This window comes from Psychrobacter sp. PSi21 (assembly GCF_054960615.1).
Genome location: NZ_JBHNYR010000011.1, coordinates 74,674 through 94,382 on the forward strand (window position 1 = coordinate 74,674; position 19,709 = coordinate 94,382).

Here is a 19,709-nt window from a genome sequence, read left to right on the forward strand (position 1 = left end):
AGTACTGGTTTTATAACGATATTATCTAAGCTGTATATCTCCTGTAGCCCTTTTATAGTAAGGGCTACAGAAACAACCAGTTCTCTATATATTTTCAACAACAAAAAAAACAACAGTAAATACACTAAACAATAACAACTTTAAAAAACGGCAATCAGGCAAATGAGAAGCCATATTAAATGATAGATATTATTACAATGAAAGCAGTCAGTATCCGATAAACGGTATGACTACAGATAAAAAGTCGGTATCTACAAAGTCGGTATTTGTAAATGGATGACACATGATGACGCACAGCGATGTTTAAGGAGGCAGATTATGAAGTGGCGAGGTAGGCAGGGCAGTTCAAACGTACGCACGAGCAAAGGTGGCGGTAAGATGATTGGCGGCGGTATCGGTGGTATCATTATCGCAGGCATATTGTGGCTGGTGTTTGGGGTCAATCCGATGACCGCATTGCAGACCGGTCAGGTTGTTGCCGGTGGTGGCAATAGCAATGAAACAGTGCCTGCAACAGCAGATGACCGCGATACACAGTTTGTTAAAGTGGTGTTGGCAGATACCGAAGCCGTGTGGCAACAAATTTTTAGCGAAGGTGGACAAACTTATAAAGACCCGCAGCTGGTGTTATTCAATGGTCAAGTCAGTTCAGCTTGCGGCAGCGCCACCGCAGCAACAGGACCCTTCTACTGTCTAGGAGATCAGACGGTCTATTTGGATACCTCATTTTTTAAGGAAATGCGTCAAAACTTAGGTATTAGTGGCGACCAGCAAGGTTCAGGTGGGGCTGATAATCAAGGCAAAGCAGGTGACTTTGCGCAAGCTTATGTGATTGCACACGAAGTTGGTCACCATGTTCAAACCTTACTTGGCATTTCGCAGCAGGTGAATGAAGCGCGCCAGCAGGTCACTCAAGCTCAGGCCAATAAGCTGTCTGTACTGCAAGAGCTACAAGCAGACTGCTTTGCTGGGGTATGGGCGAACCGCAACGAACAACGTATTCAGTTTTTAGAGGCAGGTGATATTGATGAGGCCATCAATGCCGCTGGTCAAATCGGTGATGACCGCTTAGCACAGGCCAGTGGCCGTACGGTTGCGCCTGATAACTTTACGCATGGTACCAGTCAACAGCGGGTTAACTGGTTTACCCGTGGGTTAGAGAGCGGTAGTGTGCAATCATGTGATACGTTTAGCGGTGCACTATAAATGTGACATTAGCAAGCGCGATATCAGTGTTCAAAAAAATATTCAGCATAAAAAAGCCTGCATATGATATGCAGGCTTTTTTATATCAATCTGACTTGCTGATATCAATCAGTTGGTCTGATCGATCACGTAGCCACCAGCGCCGCCAACGGCTGCACCAGCGAGCGCACCACGAGCGATGTCTTTGCTATCGCCCTTACTTCTGATTAAAGCACCAGCGGCAGCGCCCGCCGCCGCCCCTTTGGCAGTGTTGCTCAGGCCGCTGTTGTAGCCAGCTGTATTACAACCAGTCATGATAACCGCTGAGCTGGCAATGGCAGTCATTGCGATGGTTTTAGCAAATTTCATAATATCACCTATTACGTTGTCGGTAGCCAATAGAGTCTAGAACGGATGTTTGACAACCGCATTTTGATAAATGCTGATGAGACAGAACCATGTTGATAAGCAAACCGATTGAATCTTTATCAAAATGCGGTCATCCTATGAGATATAGTAACGGCTTTTTGAGCAGCAACGCGTAGTAAAAGCGCTAATCTTTGCAAATGTGATGTAATCGATGTTACCCCCATGTGTCACGACATCGCTTTTATCGGGTAAGCTAAAGGCGATATTTCTTGCTTGAGGAATGATAACGCCTAAAAAAAGACTGCACGGTGGCAGTCTTTTTTTAGGTGCGGTTTTGATATTTAGTTTTGTGATTTGCGCTTCATTTGCTCAAAAAAGTCATCATTGGTTTTGGCTTCTTTTAGGCGATCCAGCAAGAACTCAGTCGCTTGGACACCGTCCATAGGCTGCAAGAGTTTGCGCAAAATCCAAACCTTACGCAGCGTGTCTTCATCAAGTAAGCGCTCTTCGCGGCGAGTGCCTGATTTTTTGATATTGATTGCAGGGAAGACCCGTTTTTCTGCCAAGTCACGCTCAAGCGTGATCTCTTGGTTACCAGTACCTTTGAACTCTTCAAAGATAACGCTGTCCATCTTGCTGCCTGTATCGATCAGCGCAGTTGAGATGATGCTCAAGCTGCCGCCTTCTTCGACATTACGGGCGGCACCAAAAAAGCGTTTTGGACGCTCTAGGGCATTGGCATCCAGACCACCAGTCAGCACTTTACCTGAAGACGGAATCACGGTGTTATAGGCACGGGCCAGACGAGTGATAGAGTCAAGAAGGATAACCACGTCTTGTTTGTGTTCGACCAAGCGTTTGGCTTTTTCGATGACCATCTCGGCCACTTGGACGTGACGCTGTGGCGGCTCATCAAAGGTAGACGCCACTACTTCACCGCGTACGGTGCGCACCATTTCGGTCACTTCCTCTGGACGCTCGTCGATCAAGAGTACGATCAGATAGCATTCAGGGTTGTTGCGGGTGATGGACTGGGCAATGGTTTGGAGCAGGACGGTTTTACCAGCCTTTGGCGGCGCAACGATGATAGAGCGTTGACCTTTACCAATCGGTGCGATCAAGTCAATAATACGGCCCGTCAAATCTTCAGTCGTCCCATTACCCAGCTCAAGCTTCAATTGCTCAGTTGGGAAAAGAGGCGTTAGGTTTTCAAAAATCAGCTTGTGACGTGAGCGATCAGGGGTATCGAAGTTGATTTCGCCGACTTTTAGTAGCGCAAAATAACGCTCTGAGTCTTTTGGTGGGCGGATGGTGCCTGCGATACTGTCGCCTGTTTTTAAATTAAACCGACGAATCTGGCTCGGGCTGACATAGATGTCATCAGGACCTGCCAAATATGACCCTTCTGATGAGCGCAAAAAGCCAAAGCCATCTGGAAGCACCTCAAGCACGCCGTCACCGTAGATGGCTTCGCCGTTACGGGCGTGGGTTTTCAAGATAGCAAAAATAATGTCCTGTTTACGGCTACGCGCCATATTATCAAGACCCATTTCTTTGGCGATAGCCAATAGCTCAGCGATTGATTTTTTCTTTAGTTCAGTTAAATTCATAGATAAGTCATTAGCAATTTATCGGGCGAGAGATGCCATTAGCAGCACAGCCCACGACATTGGTTAAACAACGATAGTAGTGAAGGGTGTGTGCACAGAGTTGATAGTGATGTAGCATACTGATACCCGCTGCACGGTTATGTGGCAGGGTGATGACAGATAATAAGACAGGCTACATAAGAACTTTTGATAAAAGCTCAGTATCAGTAATTGTGTTTATTACATTGTGTTTTGTGTTGATAAACACGAGGAGAATAGCGACTGGGCGCTCAGGAAAACATTTATGCTTCTCTTGTCAGCAGACTATACGGTTTTCACGCAAGTCTTGTCAATTATTTTTATTAAAAAAAATATATAATTCGCTTTTTTATCGTAAAAAAATAAAAATGGTCATTATCTTGTGCAGATAATGACCATTTATTCGTTATTTAGGCCACTCAGATTGCTGTCAATAACAGCATTGAATGTCCCTTTTAACAGGGTACGATTTAGATGTGCTTGTCGAGTACTTTGGCAAGCTCAGCTTTTGGTTGTAGACCCATTACCGAGTCTACTTTCTCGCCGTCTTTGAAGACAAACAAGGTTGGGATATTACGGATACCAAAACGACTGGCTGCTTGTGGGTTGCTATCCACATCGACTTTGACGATTTTAACTTTACCTTGGTACTCAGTGGCCAAATCTTCTAAAATAGGCGCGATGGCTTTACAAGGACCACACCATGCTGCCCAAAAATCGACGAGTACAGGAACATCTGCTTGCAGTACGTCTTGGTCAAAATCGGCGTCGGTAGTGTTTACAATTAAATCTGACATAATTTTTCTCTCTTATTTTATGGTCTCTTTTACTGGCAGTCGTCGTGGTTAGTAAGCGTAGAAATAACGCGCTAGGCGTTGGTTAATCAGCTATCAAACGAGGGTGACGCGCCGTACAAAGAAAATACGCATGGGTGAAAATGTGTGATCATACTAGCATGTTTCGGCCTATTTCGCTGGCGCTGCCGCGTTAAAATACTCAACAATTAACATTAGTAAAATAAATTGAAACACAGCAGGGTCACGCCGCCGCGCATATGTGCGAACGGTAGGTGCTTTATTGCTATGTGCCATTCTGTTTTTATTCACCTGAGATAAGTAGCTATTTTATGCCCTTTACCGATGAAGAAGTCGACACCCTCAACAGACAAGAAAATGCCTATCCGCTTGAGTTTTTTCAGGACTTTGCGCGTGATATCACTGTTTATGAAGACGACGATATTTGGGTGGTCGATAAGCCTGCAGGGCTGCTCAGTGTCGATGGCAAGACGCTCAAAGTGAGCTTACTTGGGCGACTGTTTCGTGCCAATCCTGCGGTTAAGCTGATTCACCGATTGGATATGGATACGTCAGGTCTGATGATCTTTGCCAAAAACGCCGCCGCGCAGAGCAATATTAGCAAGCAGTTTATTGATCGCTTGCCACAAAAGCAGTATCAAGCGCGGGTGTTTGGCATGTGGGGCAAGGTTGGCGCGACAGGTAAGGTGTCAGTACCTGTGCGTTATGAGCCTGCAACCAAGCCGCGCCATATCGTTGATCCTGAGTGGAAAAAGCATGCTTTAACGCTGTATGAGGTGCTGGGGCATGAGGACTGCGCAGGACAAGCGGTGACGCGTGTGGCGCTGAAGCCGGTCACAGGACGCAGTCACCAACTGCGGGTACATATGGTGCATTGCGGCCATGTGATCATCGGTGATCCGATTTATGCTGAAGGGGAGGCGCTGAGCTGCGCGCCGCGCCTCAACCTACATGCACACCAGCTACGCTTAAAGCATCCTGTGCTAGGCGCATGGATGGATTGGGAAAGCGATATGCCTTTTTGATGGGTGCTAAAGCAGTGTGGCCGCTTTTGACATAAAGCCTTTTATAGGGTGGATTTTAACCACTAACAACAGCAAAATCGGCTGACTATTGACTATTATTGCGTCTGACTATTGCTGCTGAATAAAGTCGCTGACTTGTTCACTGAGCATATTCCAAAGGGTGGACTGCGCCGCCTCGCTGCCCCATGCGTTGTGCGGACTGAATATCACCCGAGGGTGGTTGCCGATACGGTGTAGTGGGTCATCACTGCTGATCGGCTCTTGCTCGAACACGTCGCTGGCATAACCCATCAGCTGCCCACCCAGTATCGCATCGCTCAGCGCTTGACTGTCGACGATGCCGCCGCGCGCCACATTGACCAGTAGCGGTTTTTTGCTCATTTTGGCGATGGTGTCTTGGTTGATCAGATGCTGGGTGGCCTCGGTTAGCGGACAGTGCAAGCTGATGACATCGGCTTGGGCAAGGACACTATCAAAGGCGGTATAGTCAGCACTGCGCGGCTCGCAATCTTGATGCTCTGCCCACAAGACAGTCATGCCAAAGGCGCGGGCTATCTCGGTGACGCGTTTGCCAATGGTGCCAACTCCAATGATACCCAAGGTCTTACCTTCTAAATCGATGAGCGGAATATCGAGTAAGCAAAAATTGCCATCTTTGGCCCAAGAGCCATCGACGACTTTTTGATGATAATGGATAGCTGCGCGCATGGCGGTGAGCATCAACATAAAGGTATGCTCAGGCACGCTTTTGACCGCATAACCTGCCACATTATAAAGGGTGACATCGTTTGCGGCGCAGGCATCGGCATCGACATTGTTCATGCCAGTGGCCGTCAGCTGAATCAGGCGCAGCTTGGGCAAGCTTTTAATGACTTCGGCACTGATTTGTACCTTGTTGGTAATGATGATGTCGGCATCTTGGCAACGCTCGATGATGACCGTATTATCTTGGGGCGTTTCCTCATAGGTTACATAATCCTCAATGCCGTGCGGTGCTGGCAACGATAAGGTGTCTGAAAAAGTACCTCTGTCTAAAAATACCGCGTGCATAAAATCTCCCTAAAATGGCTGGTAGTGTGCTGGTCATTGACTGATTCGGTGTATGAGACGCTCATAAAGAGTCGATTTAATGTAGCATGCTTTTAGTCTGCGGATAAAGCAGCAGACGATAGTGTGGCGGTGTTGCAGATTCAAGATGATGGTCTGGTTGTCAATATCGCTGACCATCAGGATGATATTCGCTCAGCGTCGCCGCCTTGCCAGTAAAGACGCCCTTGAAAAGTGAACTTATCGTACGCATCTAGCCGCTAACGTTATATAATGGTTAAACTTATCTGCCAATACGATCCGCTGTGATTATTATTGCACATAACCGCCGTTTGCATCGTCCTATGGATGATACGCACTTGCTATGGTGATATTGCTCTAATCACTGATGATGCTGATCAGTATTGCCGTCTATCTTTTCATTTGAGTACAAAAAGACATCGCCCTATGACTATCTCTGCCGCTTCATTGCACAGTACCGAATTCGCTGTTGGTCAACGCTACTTATCTGATACTGAGTCTGAGCTTGGCTTAGGCGTGGTGATCGATGTAGACGACCGCTGCGTTCACATCTTATTTCCCCAAAGTGAGGAAACACGCGTTTACGCCAAAAACTCTGCGCCGCTATCACGCGTGGTGTTTAAGGAGGGTGACAGCATCAGCGATCAAGATGGCAACAGCCATACGGTCACCCATGTCGAAGCGGTGATGGGCGTTATCAAGTACAGCGTTGAAGGCAGTGAAAAAGGCATTATGGAGACGCGCCTTGCGGCCAATATTACTTTAGCCAAACCGCTTGAGCGCTTGCTGGCGGGTCGTATTGAACGTGGCGACTGGTACGAGCTGCGCCAAGATATCTTGCGTATGCAGTCAGCGCTGGCAGGACATCCGTTAAAAGGCTTGATGGGTGCGCGTGTTGATATTATTGAGCATCAGCTGTATATCGCCCATGAAGTGGGCAAGCGCATTGCGCCGCGTGTATTGTTGGCCGATGAAGTGGGTTTGGGCAAAACCATTGAAGCGGGTTTGATCATCCATCAGCAGCTCCTCACGGGCAAGGCTGAGCGTGTACTGATCTTGGTACCTGATAGCTTGCAATATCAATGGATGATTGAGCTGCGTCGCCGTTTTAACCTCAATTTTGCGCTGTTTGATTTGGTACGTACGGCTGCTATCAAAGAGCATGACCCTGAGCAAAACGTCTTTTTGACTGAGCAATGTATCATCGCGGGTATGGACTTACTGCTCGATCACCATGATTTGTACGATCAGGCGATGGACGCAGGCTTTGATCTGTTGGTTGTCGATGAGGCGCACCATCTGCATTGGGATGAAGCGCAAGGCGGCAATGACAAATACGACTTGGTGGCGGATTTTGCCGAAGAAACCCCAGGCGTGATGCTATTGACGGCAACGCCAGAGCAGCTGGGTGAGCAAAGCCATTTTGCCCGTCTGCGCCTGCTTGATGCGGATCGCTTTGATGATTTAGATGAGTTCATCGCGGGTCAAGAGGCCTTTGCTGATACTGCAGCAGTGGCGAGTATGCTGATCGAGGACAAACCGTTAAATGAGGCACAAATTAACGCTTTAACGGGGCTACTTGATATCAGCGCCGATGAGCTTGCCCATATTAATGACGATGAAAAACTGCGCACGTATGCCTTAAATGAGCTGCTCGATCGTCACGGTACGGGTCGTATCTTGTACCGTAACACGCGCGAGAGCGTTAAAGGCTTTTATGGTCGTAGTCGCCATCCGCATCCATTGCCGCTGCCTGAAGCGTGGGTAGGCAGCTATCAGACCACAGGCAAGTTGCGTGAGCAGCTGTGGGGCGAAGAAAATCAGCCTGACGGCGGCTGGCTGGAAGACGACCCACGCGTACCGTGGCTGATCGATATCCTAAAAGGCGAGCTAAAACACGATAAGGTGTTATTGATTGCGCGTAGTGGGGCTACGGTTGAGAGCTTGGAGGCGGTACTGCGCCTGCATGCCGGTATCAAAACAGCCATCTTTACCGAGCAGATGACCTTGCTTGAGCGTGACCAAGCGGCGGCGTTCTTTGCTGATAGCGAAGGGGCGCAGATTTTGCTGTGTTCGGAGATTGGCTCTGAGGGGCGCAATTTTCAGTTTGCCAGTCAGTTGATCCTTTGGGATTTGCCTGCCAACCCTGATACGTTAGAGCAGCGTATTGGTCGCCTCGACCGTATCGGTCAGACGCAGCAAATCACCTTGCATGTGCCGTATGTCGAGAGCACGGCGCAAGAGCGCTTGTACCAATGGTACGATCAGGCGCTCAATATGTTCAGTCAAATCTCCCCAACCGCGCAAAGCGTGCAAGAGCAATATATCCAAACCCTTAAACCGTTGTTAGAGGGCGCGGATGATGTTGATAGCCGCGCCAACCTGCAAGCGTTGGTTGATGACGCGCGCGCAACCCGCTTGGCATTAGAAGCGCAGTTGCAAGCTGGCCGTGATCGTCTGCTAGAGTACAACTCGTGCCGCCCGCGCGTCGCAGGTCGTATTGCCGATGCGATGCACGACTTTGACAGTCATAATGTGTTGCCGCAGTTTATCGAGCGCTTTTTGGCGTCTGCTAATATTGATCACAGCATCCAGCGCGATGGCTCATGGGTACTTGCTCCCATTGATAGCAACGAAATCAGCGAGTACATCGACGGCTTGCCACTGGATGAAGATGGCATGACCTTGACCTTCGATCGTAAGCAGGCCTTGCTGCGCGAAGACATGGACTTTATCACCCATGAGCATCCGCTGATGCGGGCGATTTATGAGCTGGCGAGCAGCAGCACCTTTGGCAATACCACCGTTGCCATGCTCAAAAGCGCTGCCGTGCCGCAAGGTATGGTACTACTAGAAGCCAACTTTAGAGTTGAGGTGATTGCGCCAAAAGTACTTAACTTGGCAGCGACCCTACCGATCCAAAACATTCGCGTCTTTATGAGTGAGCAGGGTAGTGATCTGTCTGAGCGCATCAGCAGCGAGATGATCATGCCGCATGTCGAACGCTTGGACAAAAGTCGCGCTCGCCAAGTAATCAAGGTACGTGCCGATGTGATTGAAAGCCGCTACCATGAATCAGAAACAATCGCCCGAGCTAAGCTGAGCGAGATCGGTGAGCAGGCCAGCGCGCGCTTTAGCCAGCAGTGGTCACGCGAGATCAAACGCCTAAAGCATTTGCAGCAGATCAACCCCAATGTCCGCCCAGAAGAAATCGAGCGCCTAGAGCAGCTGCAAGTACAAGGCGAACAGGCCTTGGCCAACTTGTCACTGGTGCCTGACTCTATCCGCGTATTGGTGGCAGTAAAACCATAGCTGATGGAACATTGTGCATGAAAGATGTATTAACCATCACATTCGTTTAGTATGACTTCACGACATAAAAAACGAGATACTGCGGTGTCTCGTTTTTTTTGTGGCGGGATTAAGGGATCTGGCACAGTGCCAGTTGTGCGCTGACAAGTCAGACTAATACAGCAGGTGCCCCCATGCGCAACTGGTCAAGGGCGCTAATATTGGGTAAGATGATTATTTTTATCATCATTCCCCTAAACTTTGAGAGTTTACACGACATCTACACGACACTACACCACATACAAGCCACATGATAGGGACGTTATTCGGCAACCGTGGTCACGATAACCGATAAGGAGACTTACCTATCATGTCTGATTATACCCAGCTGATCGATCAGCTGCTCAATACCGTGGCGCTGATTGAAGTCAGCCCTGATGTGTTCGAAGGCAAAAGCCATGACTATGTTGGTAGCCGTATTTTTGGCGGGCAGGTGCTCGCACAAGCGGTGATGGCCGCTGCTCATACCTTAACCGAAGACAAGCCCTGCCATTCGCTGCATGGGTATTTTTTGCGGGGCGGCGATATCAACCAGCCCGTGATTTATCAAGTGCGCCGCTTGCGCGATGGTCGCAGCTTGTCCGCGCGTGAAGTGACTGCGATTCAGTACAAGCAAGTCCGCGGTAAGCCGCCTGTTGAGCAAGTGATTTTTTCGATGATTGCGTCGTTTTCGCCGATGGAAGAGGGGCTTGAGTATCAAGAGAGCATGCCCGTGTATCCGCCGCCTGATGATTTATTGGCGGAGCAAGACTTAAAAGAAGAGTATGTGGGCAAAGTGCCTGATGCGCTCAAAGCTCGTTTTATGCGCCGCCGCCATGTCGAGATCAAGCCCGTACAGCCGCGTGATCCGATCCAACCTGAACCGATGAAACCCAAGCAGGCCAACTGGCTACGCATTCGTGAGCTGGGCTCGCAACCTGTCGCCATTCAGCAAGCGCTACTGGCATTTTCGTCAGATTTTTATCTCGTGGGTACAGGGCTGATGTCACATGGCGTCAGCTTTATGACCAGCGGTTTGCAGGCCGCCAGTATTGACCACTCTATGCATTTTCACCGTGATTTTGATCTGAATGACTGGCTGCTCTATGACATGTGGAGTGACACCACCTCAAATGCTAAAGGGTTGAACCATGGTCAGTTTTGGCAAGATGGCAAACTGGTTGCCACCGTGCAGCAAGAAGGTTTGATGCGTTTACGCGTACCAAAGTCTTAGACAATCAGGCGGCAATAATCTTTTCCATCGCGCGTGGCAACCCTAAGTTGTCTTGCCGCGCTACTGTCTAAAATTTTGACCATCGCGTGTGGTAGGCTAAGCGCGGCTACTAGAATCTTAAATTACATATTTTATGCTATAGAGAAGACTGCCTCAGTTGGTGGTAAAGATAATACTCTTACGATAGTTTTTTATCTCGTAAATAAACTAGAAAGCTACTTTAAGATATAAAGCCTCAGCTATCTTTTTTGTTCTTTCTATGATTTTTTTCTCATTCCACAGAGGGTCATCTAAAAAGAATGTATTTAAAGGATATCCTCTGTTGTCCAACAAATATATTTTTTCAGAAATACTCTTGTCTTTTAAGTCATTACTATTAGTGCTGGAATCAGTCAATATTAGATTTCCAACGCTTCCAATAATATCAGAATCATATCCACCTTTAATCTTAGCTTCAGGGATCAAATGTTCTATAGTCAAATTGTTATGATCAATATCTAAGCCATTACTATTGTTCCCCAGTAGCCTTCTTAAAGAATATTTTATAGTTGATTTGTTTCTAGTTCTGTTTGATAGGTATGTTAGCTCTAAGAATTTGACTTCAAACTCTTCATACGAAGGAAGTTTTTCTTTCAACTTTCTACTCAAACTGGCTAGTACCTTTTGCGTCTCGTCAGAGCTGATACTATTTGTTAGTTCAATAGCATGCTGTGAGTACATTGTAGCAATGCTTCCAGATGATCTTTGTTGCGTAATAGCATTGAATACAAAGTGGAAATGTTCAATCTTATTCAACATGCTTTTTAATTGTTTTAGTGTTATTTTTTTTACTTTATACGCTGTAAGGAGCGACAGTACTAAGGAAGATTGCTGCTTAACCTTGAAGCTATTTAGTGCTTCTAAAGAGAGTTTTACTTCGAATTGTTCCTTATTCCATACTGAACTTTCGGGACTGATCATTTCACAGTAATCTACAGCAGAAGAACTTATACTTTCTAAAAGTTTTTTAGCATTATTAGGAGAGTCTAACACATAGCTTTTGATGCAAGAAAATAACTTCTTATCAGTTGTATATTCCTGCCGTGAAATCCAAAAATGTAACAAGAATGTATCTATTACATCATTTTCAGAAATATCGTCAAAACTCTTTATAATTTTATTCCAAGCTTGCTTTGGGCTGTCATAAGTTGTATTTGTTGATTTTATTGTTTTTAAAAGTAAATTTTTTACTAAGTCAGAAGTTTTTAGATCACGACCTCGTGCATTTAGAGTTTCAAATATTAAATAAGCATCATCTTCATTATCAAGCTGTATAAATACAAGCTTTAAAGAAAGAAATTTATCTCGCAATGCTTTCAGCTCTGCAACAGAATTGTCATTCGCAAAAAGATCGTTCTGATGACTTTCTATAGATGCTTTTGGGATATGTTTTTCTAGTTTTTCTGAAAGCAAATCATAAGCCAGTTTTAGATTAGCCTCTTCTGCACCAACATCACAGTCGAAATTTATTTTTGAAGGTGATTCATAAAAAGATTGAATATGTGTCTGTAAGTAGGGAAACGAAGTTTCTGTATCCAAAACAAATTCATCAATAAAATCGTTGTTAGGTCTTTCTATGTACCTATGGATTCCCTTAGCTAAATTAGTCTCCTTTAGCTTGATAAAGGCATCTCTAATAACAGATAAAACTATGGTTATAGTTGTTAGACGTTGTTGTCCATCTACAATTCCAAAGTATGGTTTTTTTGTCTGGTAAACAACCATAGAGCCAATGAAGTAGCTATCAGTAGAATCTTTTATAATGTCATTCCAAAAGTTCTCTACTTCATTTTTACCCCAAGAGTATGGCCTTTGAAATCTAGGAATCTTAAATATTCCTAAAGAAAAAATATCTTGAATTTCCTTATCATCTGCTTCAATTTTCACAGTTGTCTTATTCCTATAGCAGGTCGTATTGAATAGTTTGTTGTACAGTAGTTTCCAGTTTAGAATAAGATAATCTTTTCCATCGCGCGCGGCAACCCTAAGTTGTCTTGCGCGTTTTTTTTGCTTAACCATTTAAAGTCAATCTTAGCATCAGTCAGGGCGCTACTGAGGACGCGCGCTTGCTTGGCCGTGATAGATACAGTTTGCGGCGTCAGATACCAGTGAAAATGGGTCAATGAGTGTTTGATGGGCGCATCATCAAGTAGTGTGTTACTAACGGGTTTGGCGACCAGTTCATTTTTTATTAGCCATTGATTGATGATCTGCTCAGCAGTGGTAAATTCGGCTTCGTATGTCTTATCTTCAGAGGCGCGGGTCAATACCTTTTTGCCTTGCACTTTTTCTTGGAACTGTAATGGCAAGCTCCATAGGCCGCCCCAAATGCCATTATCAGGACGCTGTAGCCAGAGTGTCTCGCCTGCGCCATTGTTTATCAGCAATGCATCGCTAAACTTGCTCGGCTTGGGCTGTTTTTTTGCTTTGACGGGATAATCAGTTTCGCGTCCCTCGGCATGTGCTAAGCAGTCGGCTTGTAGCGGGCAGAGCAGGCAGGCAGGCTTGCGGCGAATACATAGCGTTGCGCCCATATCCATCATCGCCTGCGCGAACAGTCCTGAGTTCTCTTTTGGGGTTAAACGCTCTGCTAGTGCCCACAATTCTTTGGTGGTGGCAGATTTGGTAATATCGCCGTCGATGGCGGCCCAGCGCGTCAATACGCGTTTGACATTGCCATCGCAGATGACGCCATAGCGGTGCAAGCCCATCGCCATAATCGCCCCAGCAGTCGATGGGCCAACGCCAGAAATTGCCTCCCAACCTGCGAGCGTCTGCGGGAATTCGCCAGTCTCCTCGATCACGGCGACCAGCTGCTTCGCACCTTTATGCAAATTACGGGCGCGCGCATAGTAGCCAAGTCCTGCCCAATGCTCAGCGACCACATCCCAGTCGGCAGCGGCTAAATCTTGCACCGTGGGAAAAGTGTCCATAAAGCGCGCAAAGTAGGGCAAGACGGTGGTCACCTGCGTTTGCTGCAGCATGACTTCAGACAGCCACACGATATAAGGATTGGGCGTATCGGTCTGGTGCTGCTGCCACGGCAGATCATGGCGGCCGTTGTCAGCGAACCAAGCCAGTAAGCGGGGGGCGAAGCTGTTTAATGCGTCAGTGGGCTGGGTAAAGGCGGTATCGGGTAGGGCAGTTGGTTGGGTCATAGGTTGGCAAATCAATAGGCTGTAAAAGGCAACATTATACCTGACACAGCTTATAACAACGACCTAGCAATAGTGGAATAAGTGAATGAAAATAGTTAGTTATAAGAGTTAAAGAGTAATAAGTTTTCTGTTGTATGAGCAATGTATATAGATAGGGGGTGGTCAGGACGAAGAGTACTATCTTGTATTGATAAGCCTTGAATATGTAGTTGTTCTTTTAGCACTTCCAGTAATAGATGTAAATTAGAGAGTCTATTAATGTAATCAATTCTGATTATATTGTCTATGATCAAACTATCTATAATAGTTATTAAAAAAAATAATACTCCGTCTTTTCGGACAATATCTCTATCATATACGAGATTTGGAATTTCATCTCTTATACAGATTTTAAAGTCTTCGCATGAAATCCTTCTTTTTATTAGACTAATAAATACTTCATAATCAATTATATATATGAAGCAGAAAAAAGTTATTAATATTTGTTCGGATACGACATATTTACTCTTTTCTTTATTCTCAAAAATTATTAAAGTTTCAATACAACGTACAACTTGTTCTATTTTTCTTAATGATAGCTGATCTATCTTTAAGAGTTTAGAAACATCGTAAATAAGGTTATTATCTTTAAAATCTTCTGGAATAACTTTGCTATTTTTTACAACTTTTCTAAAGTACGTCACATTATTGTCAACTGACTGATTTACTTCGTTCTTACTGGTCGTTGGTAAGTTGATTTGATACTTAAAAAATTTATATAAGTAGTCGTGTGAGTTGGTCTCGTTACCATAGCTGTGCTTAATAGTCGCCTTTAGCTGCTCTGCATTAGTAACAAGAAGAATTTGCACATTTTCAACATCAAAGACGTGCTTAATGGTCTCAAGCATCGCCACGGCAAAATCTGGTCGGCAGCGGTCTAGCTCATCAATGAGTAAAATGATAGGGTTTGTAGAAGCAATATCTGATAGAGCATCACGCAATGTCGATAAATTCTTTTCCGCTTCTGCTTGATCTTTAATCATAGACTCAAGTGACTGGTCGATAAGAGATTTTGACCCATCCTTTATTTCTGCCATTCCATCTGCTAGTGCATCAGGAATATCTCCCGTGTATCTACCGAATGCAAATCCCAATCCTGCTTTGAGACCTATACCAGAAATAAGCCTTAGGTAAGGCACTGCATTTTTTATAAAATTCTTTCGCTTGTCGTCTTTTTCATCGTAGAAACTAGCCACCTCAGCTATAAGTGTTAAGAGCGGCTCATTGGCATGATCAGCTTGAAAAGCATTTACATAACCAGTTTTATAATTATTAGGATTATTCGCTTCAATTAAGTTTTTAAGTTTGAAACAAAATTCGGTCTTGCCTGTGCCCCATTTACCGTCAATAATCATTGGAGAAACATTAATTTCAGAGTCTAATAGCTTGATAATTTTTTCAGCGATAGGCTGACGAATAAATTCGTCCCTTTCACCAAATGTAAAATTTTGCATCACATTACTGCTCATAATTTCCCCTTATCGTTCGTCAATGATTATACATTCTATAGACTTACTTCCGATTCTGCCGTGTACGCTTTTTACGTAGACGTTTTTCTTCTTCCTTAGCTTTGCGCTTCTCTTCAGCCGCGAGACGCTGCTCGGCAACGATGATTTCTTCTGCATCCATCATGGCAGGGGTTTCAAGGGTGATGCGGCCAAGTTTGCTACTACGCAGCTCATTGATCAAAATCTCAGACATGCGGTAGGTATCGACCTGGTTGCCCGCGCGTACACAGCCACGATTGCGGCCCGCCACTTCAAAAAACTCCCAATCTGTCTTGGGTAGTTCTTCAATTTTATAGCGGCTTTTTAGCAGCTCAGGGTAGGCGTGCAGCAGATATTCAGCGGTATAGCTTGCCACATCGGCGAAATCAAACGCGGTATCACGAATGCCGCCCGTTGCGGCTAGGCGATAGCCTGAGTTTTCGTTCTCAACCTTGGGCCACAGCATACCAGGGGTATCATAGAGCATAATGTCATCATCGAGCTTAATCAGCTGCTGCGACTTAGTGACCGCTGGCTCATCGCCCGTTTTGGCGACCGAGCGTCCTGCTAGGGTGTTAATCAGGGTCGATTTGCCGACATTGGGAATGCCCATAATCATGGCTTTGATTTGGCGGCCTGTGCCGACTTTGTTGGGCACCAGTTTTTTGCACAGCTGCAAGATGCGCTGCACGTCCGCTGCTTTGTTGGTATCGCAAGCGATGGCCTTGACTTGGTGCTGCTGTTCGAGATGATCCATCCAGATTTGGGTCAGCTCAGGGTCAGCAAGATCGGCTTTGTTTAGGATTTTAATGACGGGTTTTTCACCGCGTAGGGCGGCGACCATGGGGTTTTCGCTGCTATAAGGAATGCGCGCGTCAATCACTTCGATGATGACGTCCATTTGCGGCATGATTTCTTTGATTTCGTTGCGGGCTTTGTTCATGTGCCCGGGGAACCATTGAATACTTGCTCTCTTATCCATCTGTTGTCTAACCTTTTTATTCATAAATGGGGTGCTAAAGCCGAGGGTGGTATCGGTTTTAGTCATGATGCCCAGTTTACTACAGAACGAAAATGATAACGGCGCAATTTCATATCATGGGTAAATCAACGCCGTTTGCATGATGGTTTAACCATCGGTTGAGTCGTCGGCTGAATCCTCGGCTGGCGGCAACGGCGCAAGGTAGCCAATCAATAGTATCAAGCTACCTGCGCCAATAAAGGACACCACGCGCCATATCGCGTCGGTCTGGGACAGATCAATCAACACCAGCTTAAGCACCACCACCCCAAGTAGCCCAACACCCATAAACCACAGCACCCGCTGCCAGTAACGACTGGCCAAGATGGTGGCGACTAGAGCAATCAGCGTCCACAAAATGGTCAGTCCTGTTTGTACTTGGTCGCTGTCCCAAGCGCCAACCGTATCGTCCCACAGCGGGGTGCCAATAAAGATGTGCAGCGAGCGCACTAGGATACTTGAGAGCCACCAAAAGGCAATCAGTGCCAATATGAGCAGCACATGACGGTAGCGCTCGACAAAGGTGGTAGTGGGCGCACGTACCTGTTTAAGCACCAGCAATAACAGTAGGGACGCGGTAATGATCAGTCCCATGCTGATATCCAAAATACTCAGCACAGGCAAATACGGCAGCTGCCAGATGTTGCCATCACTATAAATGTTACTGATAACGACCCATGCCAAGGCAATGGGCAGCAGTGCTTTACCTGTACCGATCAGCGCGTGTGGCAGACTCAGCCAAGCAGGGGCGCGGCTGATGAGCGTCTGTCTGCGCGCAGGTTCTGGAGCGTTGATGTGCTGCCAGTATGAATACAGCGCGATGCCATAGAGCAGGGTCACCAGCAGCAGTGACGGCGCAATATGCTCAGCATCTGAGCTTAAGATCAGGGTATATAGCAGTACAGACAAAGTAGTGATCAGTAGGCTGGTGGCATCCACATGGTGCTGCTCGCCCGCCTCATACCAGCGTTTGAGCCACAGTAGCGCCGTACCCAGCGCGGCAAGGGAACTCATAATAAACAGCAGCCAATCGGCGCTCTGCCATGGCCCGTTAATCATGATACTCACAGGTTGTATCGTGAGCATGTACACATAAAAGAGCAGCAACAGCACACGGTTACTGCGCCGCGCCTGCCGCCATGATGCTTTGCTGTCCACCAGCCAGTAGCCAACGCTATGGGCGACAACCGCCGCTATCATTAGCGTGAATTCGTTTGCATCCCACCATAGCTTAAAGGCAGCATACGTCGCCCAAACACTCCAGCCCGTTGCTAATAGCAAAAATATAAAGCTGAGCCCGTACGGCTGGCTGGTGGCGGCTGACTGGTACCAGTAGTTGTCTTTATCCGACGCTGAAAAGTGACGCAGCAAGAAAGCGCTGATCAGCGGTAACCATGCGGTGAGCAGCCAGATCAGCATCAGTGAGCCATCTCCCGCTGCCAGCTGGTGCGGAATGTCCCAAAGCCACAGCCAAAATAGGCTAAACCCGTGCAGCGCAAGGCCAAAGTATAGGGGCCAAATCCGCTTGGAGCGCTGTCCGAGCCACACCAGTACCAGCGCCTGTATCGACCAGCCACCGCTAATCCAGTCGGCATCGAGTGCCAAGGCCACCATAATCGCCAAAAACCCAGTACCCACTGCCATCATGCTCTCGGTCACCAGCAAATAACGCGCGCTTTTTTTGGCTAAAATATAGCCCGCGCCTAAGTACAATAGCGCCAAAATACCTGCAGTGATGGTCAAGCCATGGTTGACGGCATCCAGTAGCGCTGCAAAAACCCCAAATGCCAAGACGGGCGCAGAAAACAGCAAGCTGGTATCTATCGGAAAGAGTGACTGCGGCTTTGATTTGCTTGACGGTGCGGTGTTTGTTGCTAGATTGGAGGATGCGTCTTTACGATAGGTCTGCTCGTTATAATCAATGACATGTTGCGCGTAGCGAATCACCACAAACAAATACAGCAGTACATGCAAGGCAGTGAGCAGCACCAGCGCCCAGCGCTGCGTCTCAATGATCGTGGTCAACTCTTGGGTCACGCCCCAATAATAAGCCAGCCCAAACGTCACGGTGACGCCAAGCACGTTCAGCACCTTCCACGGGCGATAATGAGCGATGATCGCGATGGTGACATTGAGCAGCAGATAATAGCTAAAGAGCGCCGTCAAACTGCCCGTATCTTCACTGGTCAATAACGGCGCAAAAAAGCCGCCAGATAAAGCCAGTAATGCCAACGGAAAGGCGTTTTGCCGTACTGCTAATAATATCGTTAGCGCGGACAATGTCCCCAATGCGATAAAGCTCGGTAAGCTGGATATGACGTGATAAACGCTATAGGCAAAAAAGGTGCTCAAATAGGCGATGGACAGCCCCGTTCCTTGCAGCGAAATACCATAGGCAAAGCGTTTTTTGGCCAGCTTAAGCCCCAATCCTGCAAGACCCAAACCAGCAACGACCACGGCGGCAAGCTTGATATGAATGGGGATTTCGATATAGTCGCTGAGCAAGCGCAGTAGTAGAATAACCCCTACCAGCAACACCAACACCCCGACGCGCACCACCAAATTGCCACCAAAAAACCACTGCTTGATTGATTGGAATAGCGAGGTGACAATCGGCAAAGAGTGCTCATCAGGTTCCATTTGATCAATGTGCTGATGTGGCTGATGTTGGGTGCTTTGATTGGTATGAGCGGAAGCATCAGCCGATGGCACCTGATTTGTCGTATCGGTTGTGCCATGCTGGTGATCCTCATGATGGACCATATAAGGATATATATCCGCGTAGAGCGTTTGATAAAATGCCGCAGTGGATACAAAAGGTATAGTGATCGCCACGTTACGTGCCGATACAAACAGCGGATAGCTGTCATTCGGTGTTGGCGGCTGCGCTGAAATAGGGGCGTTGGGTAGTGGCGGCGGTGCTGCGCGTTCCTGTGCGGTCGGTGCATTTGAGGCGTTGGATGCCTTGGGCAGGTCTGTTGACATAGGCACATTTTGCGCTGCCAGCAAGGTTTTGATCTGTGCCTCTAAGCGAGCAATGCGCCGACTGGTGCGTATGTACAGCACGATCACCACCACCAGTAAGGCCATAAATACCCACCAGCCAAACGCCTCGAACAAAAAATACCACATCGCTATTTTTATCCATCACCCAGTTAATACGCTGATGATGCCGTTATTTTTGATGAAGTACAACCAAATATCCGTACAATTACCAACAATTGATGATCAAAAAGAGATGTAAGCAGCGCCAGTAACCATGAGCCATAAAAAAAGCCGCCAGAGAATCGTCTCTGCCGGCTTACTATAAA

Annotated in this window: 13 protein-coding genes; 4 read left to right on the top strand and 9 right to left on the bottom strand. The window is 46.9% G+C overall.

From position 1 onward, the window contains the following. Window positions 1-318 precede the first annotated feature (318 nt). Window positions 319-1,206: a KPN_02809 family neutral zinc metallopeptidase gene (gene ypfJ, locus ACFI32_RS09195; protein WP_462626245.1), complete on the top strand. Its 888-nt coding sequence runs from the start codon at window positions 319-321 to the stop codon at window positions 1,204-1,206. A gap of 108 nt (window positions 1,207-1,314) precedes the next feature. On the opposite strand, the gene ACFI32_RS09200 is transcribed toward ypfJ, so the two are convergent. The 3 genes from ACFI32_RS09200 to trxA form a co-directional block, all read right to left on the bottom strand. After that, complete coding sequence (locus ACFI32_RS09200; protein ID WP_462626246.1) at window positions 1,315-1,554, bottom strand: hypothetical protein; 240 nt, start codon at window positions 1,552-1,554, stop codon at window positions 1,315-1,317. Window positions 1,555-1,895: 341 nt separating this feature from the next. Continuing rightward, window positions 1,896-3,164 carry a transcription termination factor Rho gene (gene rho, locus ACFI32_RS09205; RefSeq protein WP_462626247.1) on the bottom strand — a complete coding sequence of 423 codons (1,269 nt, stop codon included), beginning with the start codon at window positions 3,162-3,164 and terminating at the stop codon, window positions 1,896-1,898. Between the two features lie 488 nt (window positions 3,165-3,652). Then, window positions 3,653-3,979, bottom strand: coding sequence for a thioredoxin (trxA, locus tag ACFI32_RS09210; protein WP_462626248.1), 327 nt, complete (start codon window positions 3,977-3,979; stop codon window positions 3,653-3,655). A 329-nt stretch (window positions 3,980-4,308) separates the two neighbouring features. Here trxA and ACFI32_RS09215 point away from each other — a divergent pair, with 329 nt between their 5' ends. After that, window positions 4,309-5,022: an RluA family pseudouridine synthase gene (locus ACFI32_RS09215; protein ID WP_462626249.1), complete on the top strand. Its 714-nt coding sequence runs from the start codon at window positions 4,309-4,311 to the stop codon at window positions 5,020-5,022. Between the two features lie 108 nt (window positions 5,023-5,130). Here ACFI32_RS09215 and ACFI32_RS09220 read toward each other — a convergent pair whose 3' ends face one another. After that, the gene (locus ACFI32_RS09220) at window positions 5,131-6,072 is read right to left on the bottom strand and encodes a D-2-hydroxyacid dehydrogenase (RefSeq protein ID WP_462626250.1); all 942 of its coding nucleotides are present in this window, start codon (window positions 6,070-6,072) and stop codon (window positions 5,131-5,133) included. Window positions 6,073-6,516: 444 nt separating this feature from the next. Between ACFI32_RS09220 and rapA the strand changes: the two genes are divergently transcribed. After that, window positions 6,517-9,402, top strand: coding sequence for an RNA polymerase-associated protein RapA (rapA, locus tag ACFI32_RS09225; RefSeq protein WP_462626251.1), 2,886 nt, complete (start codon window positions 6,517-6,519; stop codon window positions 9,400-9,402). A gap of 349 nt (window positions 9,403-9,751) precedes the next feature. After that, window positions 9,752-10,654: an acyl-CoA thioesterase gene (locus ACFI32_RS09230; protein WP_462626253.1), complete on the top strand. Its 903-nt coding sequence runs from the start codon at window positions 9,752-9,754 to the stop codon at window positions 10,652-10,654. Between the two features lie 207 nt (window positions 10,655-10,861). On the opposite strand, the gene ACFI32_RS09235 is transcribed toward ACFI32_RS09230, so the two are convergent. From ACFI32_RS09235 to ACFI32_RS09255, 5 genes are all read right to left on the bottom strand, one after another. Then, entirely contained in the window at window positions 10,862-12,580 is a 1,719-nt protein-coding gene (locus tag ACFI32_RS09235) for a DUF262 domain-containing protein (RefSeq protein ID WP_462626255.1), read from the bottom strand. A 59-nt stretch (window positions 12,581-12,639) separates the two neighbouring features. Then, window positions 12,640-13,851 carry an A/G-specific adenine glycosylase gene (gene mutY, locus ACFI32_RS09240; RefSeq protein WP_462626256.1) on the bottom strand — a complete coding sequence of 404 codons (1,212 nt, stop codon included), beginning with the start codon at window positions 13,849-13,851 and terminating at the stop codon, window positions 12,640-12,642. A gap of 95 nt (window positions 13,852-13,946) precedes the next feature. Continuing rightward, a complete protein-coding gene (locus tag ACFI32_RS09245) occupies window positions 13,947-15,359 on the bottom strand; it encodes a KAP family P-loop NTPase fold protein (protein ID WP_462626257.1) in 1,413 nt (470 codons plus the stop codon). 43 nt (window positions 15,360-15,402) lie between these two features. After that, a complete protein-coding gene (ylqF, locus tag ACFI32_RS09250; RefSeq protein WP_462626285.1) occupies window positions 15,403-16,359 on the bottom strand; it encodes a ribosome biogenesis GTPase YlqF in 957 nt (318 codons plus the stop codon). Between the two features lie 147 nt (window positions 16,360-16,506). Further along, window positions 16,507-19,530 (bottom strand): DUF2339 domain-containing protein, encoded by a 3,024-nt coding sequence (locus ACFI32_RS09255; protein ID WP_462626258.1) that lies wholly within the window; start codon window positions 19,528-19,530, stop codon window positions 16,507-16,509. Between the last annotated feature and the right edge of the window lie 179 nt (window positions 19,531-19,709).

Excerpts from the sequence above, each read along its gene's own strand:
- rapA (WP_462626251.1), top strand. The coding sequence starts at position 6,517 with ATGACTATCTCTGCCGCTTCATTGCACAGTACCGAATTCGCTGTTGGT.
- ACFI32_RS09230 (WP_462626253.1), top strand. The coding sequence starts at position 9,752 with ATGTCTGATTATACCCAGCTGATCGATCAGCTGCTCAATACCGTGGCG.
- ACFI32_RS09245 (WP_462626257.1), bottom strand. The coding sequence starts at position 15,359 with ATGAGCAGTAATGTGATGCAAAATTTTACATTTGGTGAAAGGGACGAA.
- ACFI32_RS09200 (WP_462626246.1), bottom strand. The coding sequence starts at position 1,554 with ATGAAATTTGCTAAAACCATCGCAATGACTGCCATTGCCAGCTCAGCG.
- mutY (WP_462626256.1), bottom strand. The coding sequence starts at position 13,851 with ATGACCCAACCAACTGCCCTACCCGATACCGCCTTTACCCAGCCCACT.
- ylqF (WP_462626285.1), bottom strand. The coding sequence starts at position 16,359 with ATGGATAAGAGAGCAAGTATTCAATGGTTCCCCGGGCACATGAACAAA.
- ACFI32_RS09215 (WP_462626249.1), top strand. The coding sequence starts at position 4,309 with ATGCCCTTTACCGATGAAGAAGTCGACACCCTCAACAGACAAGAAAAT.
- rho (WP_462626247.1), bottom strand. The coding sequence starts at position 3,164 with ATGAATTTAACTGAACTAAAGAAAAAATCAATCGCTGAGCTATTGGCT.
- trxA (WP_462626248.1), bottom strand. The coding sequence starts at position 3,979 with ATGTCAGATTTAATTGTAAACACTACCGACGCCGATTTTGACCAAGAC.
- ypfJ (WP_462626245.1), top strand. The coding sequence starts at position 319 with ATGAAGTGGCGAGGTAGGCAGGGCAGTTCAAACGTACGCACGAGCAAA.
- ACFI32_RS09255 (WP_462626258.1), bottom strand. The coding sequence starts at position 19,530 with ATGTGGTATTTTTTGTTCGAGGCGTTTGGCTGGTGGGTATTTATGGCC.
- ACFI32_RS09220 (WP_462626250.1), bottom strand. The coding sequence starts at position 6,072 with ATGCACGCGGTATTTTTAGACAGAGGTACTTTTTCAGACACCTTATCG.